Raw genomic sequence first — 16,166 nt, forward strand, 5'->3', positions numbered from 1 at the left:
GTTACAGTATTTCCTTTATTCTGCCATCCTCCAGAGTAATGATTTTGTCGCAGAGCTGGGCCAGTTCCTCATTGTGCGTCACGATCAAAATTGTCTGGTTATATTTACTTTGGATCTCCTTTAGCAAAAGCATTACCTCCAGGGAATTCTGCCGGTCCAGGTTTCCAGTGGGCTCATCTGCTAAAAGCAGTGCCGGACGGTTCACCAATGCCCTGGCAATCGCAATTCGCTGCTGCTGCCCTCCGGACATCTGCCCCGGCATCTTCCCTGCCTGATCCCCTATGTGCAGCATCTCCATGACCTCCTCCACAAAGTCATGGTCAATCTTGTTTCCCCTCTCAAAGGTACTCGGTAAGGTAATATTATCATATCCGTTCAATACCGGCAACAGATTGTAGCTTTGAAAGACAAATCCAATAAAACGCCGGCGAAACACCGCCAGTTCCTTTCGGTTTAAGCCTGACAGGGGCCGGCCCTCTATCTCGATTTCCCCCTCTGACGGCTGGTCCAGTGCACCGATTAAGTTCAGCAGGGTGGATTTTCCGCTGCCGGAGGCTCCCACGATGGCGGCCATCTCCCCCTTTTCTATGGAAAGATCCACTCCGTCCAGCGCCCGAACCAGCGTATTGCCGCTCCCATAATACTTTTTCAATTTTATTGTTTCTAAAATTTTCATACGCTTCCCCTCTCTGCCTCTATCCTATATCAGACAGTTCCTCTGTAATTTCGTGAAACAGCACCCTCTTGGCAGGAAGTATCACTGCTATCAAACTGAGCAAGATATTTACTCCCGTGACTCCTATGGCCAAGGGCCAGTAGAAGGAGTACTGTGCATTGATAAATACAAAACCGTGATCCATGAAATATTTTACGGGTATCTGGATGACTATTGTAAAAATAATCATTAAAATACTGATGATACTTCCATATGCCACCCCCTCCCAGGCCATGGTACACATCAGCCTGGAATCGGTGATTCCCATAGCTCTCATGACTGCAAACTCCTTTTTCTTTTCCATCAGAATGTAATTTACAGTGCTTAGAATATTGAAAAAACCAATCGCGAGCAGCAGGATCACAATGATTCGCACCAGTATCATAGTCTGCTCCAGATACTCCTTCTGCCTAATGATCTCTTCAGTATAATCAATGACACTGCAGCCGTCCACGCCTTTTAGGATACTTCTGATTTCCTTTGCTGTCTCGTCAGCTGTCTTTTTATTTTCTAACTGTACTGAAACGATGTTGTAGCCATCTACATCGAAACATTGCCTGAATTGATCATTTGTTATGATAATACCAGTGGTATCAGGCGGCGGATACGTCAAAAATTCCTCATTGTCCGCAACTCCTCCCTTTACGATTGCACCAATGGTAAATGTCCGCTCCTCGTAGGCATCCTTAAACTCACCCTGGGGAAGAATACCCAAGATACGCATATTTTCCTCCGTAATCCTGCCTGGATTTTCCTTGGGAAAACGCAGTGTAACTCTGTCACCTACATGCAGGCCAATGATATCCCAGTTCCCCACTCCATCCATCTCCGTCTGAAAAATAACGGTATCCTTCTGTTTTACAGAATCAATGTCTCCCTCCAGTACAAAATCTTCCATCTCCCTGAGCATTTCTTCATCATATCCATAAAACTCGGTCTTCAGGTTGTATTGACCGTTTCCCTCATGGAACATATGTCCTCCCACAGTTTCTATCAGCGGATTATACTTATCCAGGTTCTCCCAGAAGCCTTTCTCCAGCGCCGAGTCCCTTATTTGCTCCTTTTTTAACAGGATCGCGCCAAAATAAAAAGAGACGGGTTCAGCCAGCCTTACTTCCGGCAATGCTTTCATTTTTTCTACCTGTTCTTCCCGGATCTCCCCTGCCAGTCTCAGGTTTTCAATTGCCACCTTGATGTCCGCGTTGGTCCCATTATCTGACATCTGTGTCAGTTTATGGTTCCGTTCCACCTGTTCTTCGATATAACTGCCGGTCAGAAACACCGTGCCCCCCAACGCCAGCATAAGGATCATGGTAATAACCCTTCCTTTCCTTTCCAGAATATATTTCAGCAGCACAACTGGCATCATATGGTTGGTTTTTCTGGACCATATGAGGCTTGCTCCTGCCTCTCCCGCTTTCTTTGACCTCAGATACCCCCTTCCTGTTTTCTTCTTTTCTTTCTTTCCTCTTATGGTCTCGATGACATTCATTCTGCCCAGTTGGAGCGTGACTAAAAGAACAATAAACAGCAGGATCAGTAAAATCAAACCTGCATTTACCATAATATCTCGTGGAGACAGCTGGCCCAGATAGGATACGGAAAAATCTACTGCGCCCACTCCGCGGTAAAACTGATAAATCCCCCAAATCAACGCTGCCCCCAATGCTGTCCCTATTGGAAATCCTGCCAAAAATAAAAACAAAAGCTCGCTTCCAAGCAAGATTGCTATGTCCTTCCTCTCTAAGCCGAACGCCTCCATCTTGCCATACTCTCTGATCCTCTGCTGTACAGAAATTCGAAAGATGCTATACAGTATGATCATGGAAAAGATCGTCACCATTATGGTTCCCAATGCCTTATCCATCCCCATACCTGCCAGCCACTCCTTAAACGCTTCACCCCTGACTGTTCCCTGCCCGTTATCTGATGAGTAACTGAAGTCAATGTCATATCCGGTCACATTAAATTTTCTATAGTCTATTTTATATAAGAGATTTCGATTTTGGATCGCGTCCTCCCCGATCCCGGATTTTTCATGAAAGTCTGCCTGGAGCTTACTGATATCCCTGCTCTCATCATATTTAAGGTATAGCAGATAGGAACCTCCATTGGTGTCCTCTTCTGACACATATCCATGCTTTAGACCATAGCCCTTGTCATTCTCCCTGTCCTTTAAGATCCCTGTTACGGTGTAAGCGTCTCCCTCCATTTCAATCTGCGCCCCCAGCCCATCTTCTGTAAGGTAAGCCAGGACCCACTTCTCTAAGGCAATCTCCCCTGCCCTCTTGGGATACCGTCCCTCAAGCAGCTTTAGACCCAATATATCCTGGCATCCCCTGTCTATCATGCTGAGACGGAGCGCCATTGGATTATCATAACCTCCATATGACTTGCCAAGGCGTTGATATCCAATCTTCTCAATCCCACACTCCTGTGCAAGGCTGAACGCTTTTTCTACCTCTATATCTGCTAAATTCTTATAGGCATAATGATAATCCCCGTAAATCTCCCTGGCTCTTTCCAGCTCCATCTTATTGTTTGCCTCAAAGGCACTGGTGATGGCAGTGAGGATTGCCACGGTGGCAATGATGCCCAAAAGCACATAAAGAGATTGCTGCTTAAAAAATCGGATGTATTTCAGGCTTAATCGTATCATACTACTTCCCTCCTCTGTCTCTTTCTGATTTTATCATACGCCCTAAATATAACAATTTGTCTACAAAACAAAGAAACCCAAAAAAGGCCTGCCATACTGATTCTTTTCAGTATGACAGGCCCCTCTTCTATGACTTACTCTATTCTTCAGTGACACCTACCAGTTCTTCCATGTCTTCCTCAATCTGTACATCACCGTCATCCAAATCGGCTTCCATGATTTCCAGATCTTCATCATCCATATCGTACTCTTCCTCCATGCCGGTATCAATCTTTACATTGCGGTAGCGCTTCATACCTGTTCCGGCAGGAATCAGTTTTCCGATGATGACATTCTCCTTCAATCCGATCAGAGGATCAATTTTGCCCTTGATGGCTGCCTCTGTCAGTACCTTGGTAGTCTCCTGGAAGGAAGCTGCGGACAGGAAGGAGTTGGTTGCCAGGGATGCCTTGGTGATACCAAGCATAACCTGTTTGCCCTCAGCAGGCTGTTTACCGTCTTCCAGCATTTTCTCATTTTCATCCTCGAAATCCAGAATGTCCACAAGGGTGCCCGGAAGCAGCTCTGTATCTCCATTGTTCTCAATACGAATCTTCTTCAGCATCTGGCGCACAATGACTTCGATGTGCTTGTCATTGATCTCCACACCCTGCAGGCGGTATACACGCTGTACTTCCTGGATCATATAGTCCTGTACAGCACGCACACCCTTAATCTTTAAGATATCGTGCGGGTTTACGCTACCTTCTGTCAGCTCGTCTCCAGCCTCCAGATAAGCGCCATCCTGTGCTTTGATTCTGGAACCGTAAGGAATCAGGTAAGTCTTAGAATCCCCGGTATCCTCATTGGTCACCACAATCTCACGTTTTTTCTTTGTATCCTTAATCATTGCCACACCGGCAATCTCAGTGATGATCGCAAGACCCTTTGGCTTACGTGCCTCGAAAAGCTCCTCCACACGGGGAAGACCCTGTGTGATATCGCCTCCGGCCACACCGCCGGTATGGAAGGTACGCATGGTCAGCTGTGTACCCGGCTCTCCAATGGACTGGGCCGCAATGATACCCACGGACTCACCCACCTGTACCGGCTCCCCGGTTGCCAAGTTGGAACCATAGCACTTTGCACACACACCAATGTGTGATTTACAGGTCAGGATGGTACGGATCTTAATCTTGTCAAACGGTTTCCCGTTTTCATCCACACCCTCAGACATAATTCTGGCTGCACGCCTTGGCGTGATCATATGATTTGCCTTTACCAGAACCTCGCCCTCTTTATTCTTAATGGTCTCACAGGAGAATCGCCCTGTAATACGCTCCTGAAGACTCTCAATCTCTTCTTTTCCATCCTGGAAAGCCTTCACCCACATACCCGGGATTTCCTTACCCTCACAGCAGTCCACCTCCCGGATAATCAAATCCTGGGAAACGTCCACCAAGCGTCTGGTCAGGTAACCTGAGTCAGCAGTACGAAGTGCCGTATCGGACAGACCTTTACGCGCTCCATGTGCGGACATGAAATACTCCAGTACGTCAAGTCCCTCACGGAAGTTGGATTTGATAGGCAGCTCTATGGTATGACCAGTTGTATCTGCCATCAGTCCACGCATTCCTGCCAGCTGCTTGATCTGCTTGTCGGAACCACGGGCTCCGGAGTCCGCCATCATATAAATATTGTTGTACTTATCCAGTCCGTCCAGCAAAGCCTTAGTAAGAATATCATCCGTGTTCTTCCAGGTCTCCACCACTTCCTTGTAGCGCTCCTCCTCAGTAATCAGACCGCGCTTATAGTTTTTGGTGATGCGGTCCACCGTATCCTGAGCCTTCTGGATTAGTTCCGGCTTCTCGGGCGGCACGGTCATATCAGAGATTGATACGGTCATGGCTGCTCTGGTGGAATATTTGTAACCCATAGCTTTGATGCTGTCCAGAGCTTCCGCAGTCTTGGTTGCACCGTGGGTGTTGATGATCTTCTCCAGGATCTGCTTCAGTCCCTTTTTACCCACATGGAAATCCACTTCCAGCTTCAGGAAGTTCTCCGGTTTGCTTCTGTCCACAAATCCCAAATCCTGTGGCAGAATTTCGTTGAAGATGAAACGCCCCAGGGTAGATTCCACATTTCCGGTTACCACCTGTCCGTCCGGGGTGGTCTTGCTCAAGCGCACTGTGATCCTGCTCTGCAGGGTCAGTACCTTATTTTCATAGGCCAAAATCGCCTCATTTACATTGCGGAAAAACTTGCCCTCTCCCTCAGCGCCCGGTCTCTCCTGAGTCAGGTAATAGATACCCAGCACCATATCCTGTGAGGGAACTGCCACTGGTCCTCCATCGGAGGGCTTTAACAGGTTGTTGGGTGAGAGCAGCAGGAAACGGCACTCTGCCTGCGCTTCCACGGAAAGAGGAAGATGCACAGCCATCTGGTCACCGTCGAAGTCCGCGTTGAATGCGGTACATACCAAAGGATGCAGCTTGATTGCCTTACCCTCTACCAGAATGGGCTCAAATGCCTGGATTCCCAGACGGTGCAGTGTGGGGGCGCGGTTCAGCATTACCGGATGCTCTTTAATGACATCCTCCAGCACATCCCATACCTCTGTCTGCAGTCTCTCTACCATTTTCTTGGCGCTCTTAATGTTGTGGGAGATTCCCTTTGCCACCAGCTCTTTCATCACAAAGGGCTTAAACAGCTCTATGGCCATCTCTTTTGGCAGACCGCACTGGTAAATCTTAAGCTCCGGTCCCACCACGATAACGGAACGGCCGGAGTAGTCCACACGTTTTCCCAGCAGGTTCTGGCGGAAACGGCCTGATTTACCTTTCAGCATATCGGATAAGGACTTTAGAGCACGGTTACCCGGTCCGGTTACCGGACGTCCCCTGCGGCCGTTGTCAATCAGGGCATCTACCGCCTCCTGGAGCATTCTCTTCTCATTGCGCACAATGATATCCGGCGCTCCCAGCTCCAACAGCCTTTTCAGACGGTTGTTGCGGTTTATGATTCTTCTGTACAGGTCGTTTAAATCAGAGGTGGCAAATCGTCCTCCGTCCAGCTGCACCATAGGACGCAGATCAGGCGGGATCACAGGGATTACGGTCATAATCATCCACTCCGGGCGGTTGCCGGACTCACGGAAAGCCTCCACAACCTCCAGTCTCTTGATGATCCTGGCCCGCTTCTGGCCTGTGGATTCCTTTAAGCCTCTCTTTAACTCAACAGACTCTTTCTCCAGGTCAATGGCCTCCAAAAGCTCTTTGATGGATTCCGCTCCCATTCCCACACGGAAACGGAACCCCCATTTTTCCCTGGCTTCCTGAAACTCGCGCTCTGTGAGCACCTGTTTGTACTGCAGATCCGTATCCCCTTTGTCCAGGATAATATAGTTGGCAAAGTACAGCACCTTCTCCAGTGTTCTCGGAGAGAGATCCAGGATCAGGCCCATCCTGGAGGGAATTCCTTTAAAATACCAGATGTGGGACACAGGAGCCGCCAGCTCTATGTGGCCCATGCGCTCGCGGCGCACGCTTGCCTTTGTAACCTCAACACCGCATCGGTCACAGATGACACCCTTATAACGGATTTTTTTGTACTTTCCGCAGTGACATTCCCAGTCCTTGCTGGGTCCGAAGATACGCTCGCAGAACAGACCGTCCTTCTCGGGCTTTAAGGTTCTATAATTTATGGTTTCCGGCTTTTTCACCTCTCCTCTGGACCAATCTCTGATCTTATCCGGAGATGCCAAACCGATCTTTATTGCATCAAAAGTCATTGGCTGATACACTTCATTGTTTGTTGTTTCTGGCATTGATGGTTCTCCTTTCTTTCCATCCTTTCAGGGCTGCTTATTCCTCAAAAGATTCTTCCAGGTCTAACACCGCGTCATCTTCTTCCACATCTACCAGTTCATCGCCTTCAAATTCCTGCTTGCTGAAGCCATAGTCCCCGAAGGATTCGTCCTCCTTGCCATAGCCCCGCTCGCCCTCAATGACAGAGTGAAGGTCCGTCTCACCGTAGTCTACGGTCTCCATGATCTCCACCTCTGTGTGGTCGTCACGCAGCACACGCACATCCAGGCCTAAGGACTGCAGCTCTTTTAGGAGCACCTTGAAGGATTCCGGAATACCCGGCTCAGGAATATTGTCGCCTTTGATAATCGCCTCATAGGTCTTCACACGTCCGATGACATCATCCGATTTCACTGTCAGGATCTCCTGAAGGGTATAGGAAGCACCATATGCCTCAAGGGCCCAAACCTCCATCTCTCCGAAACGCTGACCGCCGAACTGGGCTTTACCTCCCAGAGGCTGCTGTGTTACCAGAGAGTACGGGCCTGTGGAACGGGCGTGGATCTTGTCATCTACCAGATGATGGAGTTTCAGGTAATGCATGTGTCCGATGGTAACCGGGCTGTCGAAAAACTCACCGGTACGCCCGTCACGCAATCTTACCTTGCCGTCTCTGGAGATGGGCACACCCTTCCAGAGCCCCCTGTGATCCCTGTTCTCATAGAGGTAATCCATCACCTCAGGGAGAAGTTCCGCCTCATGTTTTTCTTTAAACTCATCCCACTCCAGATTGACATAGTCGTTTGCCAGATCCAAAGTGTCCATAATATCATTCTCGTTTGCTCCGTCGAATACAGGAGTAGAAACATTAAAGCCAAGAGCTTTCGCAGCCAGACTCAAATGAATCTCCAGCACCTGTCCAATGTTCATACGGGAAGGCACACCCAGAGGATTCAGCACAATGTCCAGAGGACGTCCGTTGGGCAGGAAGGGCATATCCTCCACCGGAAGCACGCGGGAAACCACACCCTTGTTGCCATGGCGGCCGGCCATCTTGTCACCGACGGAAATCTTTCTCTTCTGTGCAATATAGATACGAACCGCCTGGTTTACTCCAGGTGACAGCTCGTCACCGTTTTCTCTTGTAAATACGCGGGCATCCACCACGATGCCGTACTCGCCGTGGGGCACCTTCAGGGAAGTATCCCTTACTTCTCTGGCTTTCTCACCAAAGATGGCGCGCAGCAGGCGCTCCTCAGCCGTCAGCTCGGTTTCTCCCTTGGGAGTCACCTTTCCAACCAGAATATCTCCGGCGCGCACCTCTGCACCAATGCGGATAATTCCGCGCTCGTCCAGATCCTTCAAAGCATCATCACCAACGCCCGGAACATCTCTTGTGATCTCCTCAGGCCCTAACTTAGTATCTCTGGCCTCTGCCTCATACTCTTCAATGTGGACAGAGGTATACACATCGTTCATAACCAGACGCTCACTCAGAAGTACCGCATCCTCGTAGTTGTATCCCTCCCAGGTCATGAATCCGATCAGGGGATTCTTTCCAAGAGCGATCTCTCCGTTGGAGGTGGAGGGTCCGTCTGCGATTACCTGGCCCTGTGCAACCCGGTCCCCTTTGAATACAATGGGTCTCTGGTTGTAGCAGTTGCTCTGGTTACTTCTGGAAAACTTTGTCAAATGGTACTCATCTCTGGTACCGTCGTCATTCTTAATTACAATATCCTTTGAGGTGGAGCGTTCCACCGTACCTGTATGTCTGGCAACCACACACACACCGGAGTCTACCGCTGCCTTTGTCTCCATACCGGTACCAACTACGGGAGACTCTGTGGTCAGAAGCGGAACAGCCTGACGCTGCATGTTGGACCCCATCAGCGCACGGTTGGCATCGTCATTCTCCAGGAAAGGAATCAGGGCTGTTGCCACTGAAAATACCATCTTTGGGGACACATCCATGTAGTCAAACATGCGTCTCTCATACTCTTGGGTCTCCTCGCGGTAACGGCCGGATACATTTTTATGGAGGAAGTGCCCGTCATCATCCAATGGCTCATTCGCCTGAGCCACGTGGTAGTTGTCTTCCTCATCCGCAGTCATATAGATAACTTCGTCTGTGACACGCGGGTTGGTGGGGTCTGCCTTGTCAATCTTGCGGTACGGAGCCTCAATGAAACCGTACTCATTAATTCTGGCGTAGGTAGCCAGAGAGTTGATCAGACCGATGTTGGGACCTTCAGGGGTCTCAATGGGGCACATTCTTCCGTAATGGGAGTAATGAACGTCACGCACCTCAAATCCGGCACGGTCCCTTGACAGACCGCCGGGGCCTAAGGCGGAGAGACGTCTCTTATGTGTCAGCTCTCCCAGAGGATTGTTCTGGTCCATGAACTGAGACAGCTGGGAGGACCCGAAGAACTCCTTCACAGCCGCAGTCACAGGCTTAATATTGATCAGGGACTGGGGAGAGATCCCCTCCAGATCCTGAGTGGTCATTCGCTCGCGCACAACTCTTTCCAGTCTGGAAAGACCGATGCGGTACTGGTTCTGAAGCAGCTCGCCCACCGCACGGATACGGCGGTTGCCCAGATGGTCGATGTCGTCGTCATTACCCAGGCCGTACTCCAGATGCATATTATAGTTAATAGACGCCAGGATATCCTCCTTGGTGATGTGTTTCGGAATCAGGTCGTGAATATCTCTGCGGATGGCGTCCTTGATGTCTTCAAGATCGTCATTTTCTTCCAGTATTTTTTCCAGTACAGGATAATATACTAACTCTGTAACACCCACTTCTTTGGGGTCCACATCCACAAAGTTAGTAATATCTACCATCATGCTGGAGAGCACCTTCACATTGCGCTCCTCTGTGCGAATCCACACAAAAGGCACTGCCGCGTTCTGAATGGAATCAGCCAGCTCTCTGGTCACCTCTGTGCCCGCCTCTGCCAGGATCTCGCCGGTTGTGGTGTCCACCACATCCTCAGCCAGCACATGGCCTGTGATTCGGTTGCGCAGCATCAGTTTCTTGTTAAATTTATACCGTCCCACCTTCGCCAGATCATATCTTCTGGGGTCAAAGAACATGCTCATAATCAGGCTCTCTGCGCTCTCTACAGCCAGAGGCTCACCGGGGCGTATTTTTTTGTACAGCTCTAACAGACCTTCCTGATAATTTTCGGATGTATCCTTTGTCAGGCTGGCCAAAATCTTCGGCTCTTCACCGAAGAGTTCAATAATCTCAGCATTGGTACCGATTCCCAGTGCGCGGATCAGCACGGTAATGGGGACCTTTCTGGTTCTGTCTACACGAACATAGAAAATGTCATTGGAGTCTGTCTCATATTCCAACCATGCTCCCCTGTTTGGAATGACAGTAGAAGAAAACAGTCTTTTACCTAATTTATCATGAGTAATTGCATAGTAAATACCCGGGGACCTCACCAGCTGGCTGACGATAACACGCTCAGCCCCGTTAATTACAAAGGTTCCGGTGGCTGTCATCAGCGGCAGGTCACCCATAAAGATTTCGTGCTCGTTGATCTCGTCATTTTCTTTGTTATGGAGTCTCACCCTTACTTTTAAAGGTGCTGCATAAGTTGCGTCTCGCTCTTTGCATTCTTCAATCGAATATTTTACATCGGCCTCACATAAAGTAAAATCCACAAATTCCAGGCTCAGCTTACCGCTGTAGTCCGCAATCGGAGAGATATCGTCAAAAACTTCCTTGAGTCCCTCGTCCAAGAACCACTGATAGGAGTCCTTTTGAACCTCAATGAGGTTCGGCATTTCAAGAACTTCCTTTTGTCTTGAATAACTCATGCGAAAACTTTTGCCGCTTCTGATCGGACGGATTCTGTTTTTCTCCATTGACATTTCACCCCTGTTCTTTCTATATCAATATAAATTGCTTCCATCAGCTACTTTTGGGCAGACTTGTGCCTAAGGGCACAATCCTTCACAATAGTGCATTTTTCATGTTATCAAAAAAAAAAGTCAATGTCAAGCTTTTTATTGCCTGAAATTGACTTTTTCTCATAAAGTAGTTATTTCTTCTTATATTCTACGATGACAGCTGCAACAAAAACAACTGCGATCAACGCGATCATCAGAATTGAGATGATGTCCATCCTGTTCACCTCCATTATACCATATTGCGGGTAATGCAAGGATGGACGTTATAGGCCGCAGGCCCAGTGTATGTATCGGACGGTCCGCATGCGCACCGAGGGCTTCTTTCTCCCGGCAAAGCGCTGGTACTCCTTTCTCCGGGCTGTCATCAGGCGAACCATCAAAAGCACGGTCAGATAAATCCAGAACGCCCTGGTTCCTGAAAAAAGCCCTTTTGCTTCTGCAAGAATCTGCAGACCTTTTTGCAGACCAGGCACGTTTTGGGCATCCGGGATGTTCTCTGACATCATACTGCCTGTCACCTGCCCGGCCTCCCTCTCTGTCACGCGCCCGACCTCCCTGGCGGAGGACATTGCGCTCTGAATACAATCCAGAGTCTGTGCGGTCAGGACCAGCACAAGCACTGCCAATATGATAAACACTTTTTTTCTCATGCGGTCCCTCCCTTCCGTACAGTTTATTTTATCCAGGGTATGAAAAGCTGTAGTTCACTTTGTACTCTTATGATAATATATTTAATGCTTTTCTTCAACCACTAAATACAACAGGCTTTCTATAAGCCTTATTGTTAAAAGTAAGCGTTTAGATGGAGCTCTGTTACGTGCGTTATCCAAAGGACGTCGCCCAGGCGTTGGCAGCTCTCACGCAAACACCCGAGCGGCTGTTTTCTGAAACCGAGAGGAACCCAGAACTTTTCTACAGCTTGTCAGGAAATCGTCTGGGCAGCGCCATCTACCGCCTACGGGAAACAGCTTCCCCCGGCGGAGGGAGCGCCCCCCTCGCCCCTTCCTGAACTGTTACAGAATAATTACCTTACCCTTACTTTTATTTTCGCCTTCACCCCATTAAAAGTTTTAACAGTAATGATTGCCGTCCCTTTTTTCTTTGCGACTACTTTTCCCCCTGCCGTGACAGCTGCCACTGATTTCTTACCGGACTTAAATGTTATCTTATAACTTGCCGTATTCTTAGGCAGCTTTGTTCTGATCTGGAATTTCCTGCCTTTCTTCAAAGTAACCGCCTTTTTATTTAAACTCAATTTTTTAGGCGCTTTTTTCACCTTGATCTTACACTTTGCGGAAATCCCATTTTGAGCGGTAGCCGTGATCACTGCGCTGCCAGTTTTCTTGGCGGTTATTTTTCCACCTGCTGAAACAGACGCCACCGATGGTTTACTGGAACGCCAGGTTACTTTTTGGGAAGCTTTTGCAGGAAGTACCGATGCCTTTACCGTCAGCTTTTCTTTTAATCCCATGGTAAGGGCGCTTTTGCTTATTTTTACCTGAACCGGCTGCCAAACCTTATCCGGCTCTGGCTTGCGATTGGTTTCCGGTTCTGTTTCCGGCTCTGGTTTCGGCTCTGGTTTCGGCTCTGGTTCCGGCTCTGGTTTTACTCCCTTCTGTTTTAGAGGAATCTGGATGACATTGACTGAATATGCCGGGATATCATAAATAAGCGTTTCATTTTCTATTGGCTTTTCACTTATTTCCGGCGCCACTGTCTCTCTGCCAATGCTATTAGCCTCATTTAATCCTCCTGTCAGCATCGTAATTTCTGCCTGCTTATCGGTATCCAGAGACAAATTGTGGAATGTAAGCTTGATTTCTTTTATCCCGGCATCTGGATTAACCAGCTTGATATACACATTATCCTCATCCATATTCACTACCTGATAAATGTCTGTCTGATACTGGAAGAGATCGCTGGAAAAATCATATTTTTGGGTAGCTTCCGCTGCTGTCTTCGTGCTGGTGTAACTTCCCTCCAGTTTACCCCCCACCCCATAAACAAACGTAATGCTCATATTGTCATTGTTCTTTAACTTGGTCTCATTTTCTGTCTGGTAATGCTGATTAGGGTACTGATTGCCAAGAACCATTCGCGTAAGAGAGGACTCCCCTCTGTTTTTGCGGGTAACTTCCATACAGCTTCCGCTGTTGCCGTCTTTTCCCAGATGATACCAGTAATACTGGTCACTCTGTCCGGCTCCTACCATGAAGCCGCCGTTGCCAAAGGTTTTCTTCACTCCCTCCGCCACAATCCGATAGTTGGACCACTTTTCTTTTATAGCGCGCGGAAGATAAAGCAAAACCGTTCCGCTGCTGCTGTCAAAATTCAGCTTTCCATTTTTAATAGTATAAGATGCAGAGCCTTTCGTATCAAGGGCAGAATCAAAGAGGGCCCATTCTGTCGAAATATCGTCAAAATCATCCTCAAACAAGATGTTCCCATCTTCTCCATAAACCGTAATCTTGTCAATGGAACCTTCTACCTTATCAGCGCCAATCACCGGACTGCCCCAATGTTCATAGTCCTTGCCCTCTGACTGCAGCTTGGTGTCTATCAATTTTGTTCCATAATGGGTTCCAAACATCTGCTGAACATAATAATTAGCCGACCCCGCTGTATCAAATTCATCAAAATAAATCAAATCATGGGACCAGTTCAAACTTCCTGTCTTATACAGAAGAGGCGCATAGGAAATATGTTTGACAACATCGGCATTTCTTTCTAATCCGGTAATATAAGCAGCCTCCGCCAATGCCGTATGAAATTTATTGTCATCCTTTACCGCATACTCGCCTACAAAAATATCAGAACCGCCCTGAGCGGTGCGCTGATAATAATTATAGCGGTCAGATTGATTATACATAAAAGATTCCGACTCATAGTAATGTTCATCCACCAACGTCTCTCCCGGCATCGTCTGTGCCAGCCTGTCATAAGCATACTCCAGATTTTCTCCGCCGGAAGTGGGACCTGCGCTTGAGATAATCGTCAGGTTTCGCTGCGGGTAATTGGTTTTTGCGTAATCCTCCACCGCCTGTTTAATAATATCCAAATTATCAAAATATTTAGCCTGGAAATTCTCATTTCCTATCCCCAGGTATTTTAAATCAAAGGGCTGCTCATGTCCATTTTTTGCTCTTTTCTCTGCCCACTCATTTTCTTTGGGGTCTCCCCAACAGTAATCCAGCAAATCTGTTGCCATACGGATAAAGTAGTTCAGCTCTTCCCCTGTTTTTGCCGCCACATCTGCCGTCTCATACTGACAGAGAACGCCGGCGCTTAAAATGGGAAACGGCTCCATCCCAAAGTCCTCGCACAGGCATAACAGCTCATGATAGCCAAATCCATAAGACTGCATATACCCCCAGGTGCGGTTCTGGTTATTCCAATTCTCCCACCTGTTCGTATTGCTTTTCCTCTCCTCCAGCGCCCCTATGGTATCCCGCCAATCATAAAGCCCTTCCCAGTTAAACCCTTCGACGATACATCCACCTGGAAAACGCATAAATTTAGGATTTAGGGCTATCATCCGCTCCAGCAAATCTTTTCTCACCCCTACGCCGCAGGCATAATTCATATTTCCATAACCATAGCTGTCATGCGGAACCAGAGAGATCATATCCAGACAGAGCGAATCCTCTTTCTTTGCCCCCTCCACAGAGAGTACTATTTTCCCCTTCGTATTTTCCTTCACAGTTGAGGCCAAATCCACAGAAACCTTTTTCCATGTGCCGTCCGCTTCCACAGAAAGCGTTTTTTCTTCTGTAATGGTATTTCCTTTGCTGTCCACAGCCTTCACCTTCAAGACTCCCTCATATCCGCTGTCCGCTCTCGCGAATGCGGAAAACGTATAGCTGCTGTCCGGTTTGACAGGCATAGCCGCCCCGTTTGGCTCGGACTGAGGAGCAAAACCGCCGTTTTTCAAAACAGCATTTCCCGTAATGACAGCATAATGAGGATTCTTGGCATTGATTCCTGCCTCTGCCTTTACTTCAAATGCAGACGGCGGAGACACGTCCCAATGAAGCTTATAGTTTCCGATCGTCTCATAACCATATTGTGCAAAATAGCCGGCGTCACTTCCTCTTTGAACATACGCGTTTTCAAACGAATAGTTCTTGACCATCTCAGGATAGAGGCCCCCGTCAGCCGCACTGTTGATATCCTCATAAAAAAGCCCGTACAAATCGGCGCTTAATTCCTTTGTTACCTTCTCTCCGTCAATATCCATGGAATACTGTCCAATATCCTCGCTGTGACCTTGAGACATAACCTCTGTGATCTCTGATTTTCCAAGTTCTCTGCCGTAAACACGGAAATCTTTAAACTTACCCTGATACAAAGGATCTGCCGTATAATTGGATTTTCCGATATAGGCTTCCAACCCGCTGCCAAAATCGCTGACTGTTCTGGAAACTTCTGAGGCGCCAGCTAAGCGCCCATTGATATAACAGGCAAGGCTGCCCGGCTTTAACACGATCGCATAGTGTGTCCAGTTTCCCACATATCCTTTTGTCTGTACCGATTCCCGGATTCCTTTTTCTGTGCTGTAAGGCTGAACTGCATTGACCGAATCCGTGATCACTGCTTTCAAGGTCTCATGCTGCTTTTCACACGGCACAAAGTAAAAATAATTGACCGGCACCTGATTTTCATTGACCGGGCTGCCAAAGAAAAAGGCTCCCAGCCAGTTATCCCTTGGGTCCTCGTCCTTTAACCACATGGTAATGGTCAGTTCATCCCGGCCGTCAAACATTCCTTTTGGCAGCGTAATATAGGCGCTTTCGCCGCTCTTTCCTCCCGGCAGAGACGCCACGCCTTGGGAAACGGTTACCCCTTCCCCAATAAGGGCGTCATTTCCATGACCGGAAGAGTCTTTTCCATCTTCTGCAAATTGATACCATGCGATCAGACCGGATTCATCCCTTTCCCCGGGCTGCTCTTTTGCCAAAGCCGCATGAGAACAAATCCCCATAGCCATGACTGCCGCCATCAGCAAACTCCCTGCTTTTTTCCATATTTTTTTCCTCATATTCCCTCCTGCTTATATTTCAGAGAAAAGCCCCTGTTGCAG

Annotated in this window: 6 protein-coding genes; all 6 read right to left on the minus strand. The window is 48.2% G+C overall.

The genetic code is table 11. The features are described 5' to 3' along the window. Position 1 precedes the first annotated feature (1 nt). The gene (locus AC0THY_RS00510) at positions 2–676 is read right to left on the minus strand and encodes an ABC transporter ATP-binding protein (RefSeq protein WP_489992521.1); all 675 of its coding nucleotides are present in this window, start codon (positions 674–676) and stop codon (positions 2–4) included. A gap of 19 nt (positions 677–695) precedes the next feature. Further along, positions 696–3,374: an FtsX-like permease family protein gene (locus AC0THY_RS00515; RefSeq protein ID WP_489992522.1), complete on the minus strand. Its 2,679-nt coding sequence runs from the start codon at positions 3,372–3,374 to the stop codon at positions 696–698. Positions 3,375–3,513: 139 nt separating this feature from the next. Further along, positions 3,514–7,179 carry a DNA-directed RNA polymerase subunit beta' gene (rpoC, locus tag AC0THY_RS00520; protein WP_489992523.1) on the minus strand — a complete coding sequence of 1,222 codons (3,666 nt, stop codon included), beginning with the start codon at positions 7,177–7,179 and terminating at the stop codon, positions 3,514–3,516. Positions 7,180–7,216: 37 nt separating this feature from the next. Next, complete coding sequence (gene rpoB, locus AC0THY_RS00525; RefSeq protein WP_489992524.1) at positions 7,217–11,041, minus strand: DNA-directed RNA polymerase subunit beta; 3,825 nt, start codon at positions 11,039–11,041, stop codon at positions 7,217–7,219. A 308-nt stretch (positions 11,042–11,349) separates the two neighbouring features. Continuing rightward, a complete protein-coding gene (locus tag AC0THY_RS00530) occupies positions 11,350–11,736 on the minus strand; it encodes a hypothetical protein (RefSeq protein ID WP_489992525.1) in 387 nt (128 codons plus the stop codon). Positions 11,737–12,110: 374 nt separating this feature from the next. Continuing rightward, the gene (locus tag AC0THY_RS00535) at positions 12,111–16,124 is read right to left on the minus strand and encodes an alpha-L-arabinofuranosidase C-terminal domain-containing protein (RefSeq protein ID WP_489992526.1); all 4,014 of its coding nucleotides are present in this window, start codon (positions 16,122–16,124) and stop codon (positions 12,111–12,113) included. Positions 16,125–16,166: the final 42 nt, after the last annotated feature.

Source organism: Ruminococcus sp. 8Y-12 (genome assembly GCF_058119865.1).

Bases quoted from the DNA above. Each gene is read 5' to 3' on its own strand.
- AC0THY_RS00510 (WP_489992521.1), bottom strand. From the start codon at position 676: ATGAAAATTTTAGAAACAATAAAATTGAAAAAGTATTATGGGAGCGGC.
- AC0THY_RS00515 (WP_489992522.1), bottom strand. From the start codon at position 3,374: ATGATACGATTAAGCCTGAAATACATCCGATTTTTTAAGCAGCAATCT.
- rpoC (WP_489992523.1), bottom strand. From the start codon at position 7,179: ATGCCAGAAACAACAAACAATGAAGTGTATCAGCCAATGACTTTTGAT.
- rpoB (WP_489992524.1), bottom strand. From the start codon at position 11,041: ATGGAGAAAAACAGAATCCGTCCGATCAGAAGCGGCAAAAGTTTTCGC.
- AC0THY_RS00530 (WP_489992525.1), bottom strand. From the start codon at position 11,736: ATGAGAAAAAAAGTGTTTATCATATTGGCAGTGCTTGTGCTGGTCCTG.
- AC0THY_RS00535 (WP_489992526.1), bottom strand. From the start codon at position 16,124: ATGAGGAAAAAAATATGGAAAAAAGCAGGGAGTTTGCTGATGGCGGCA.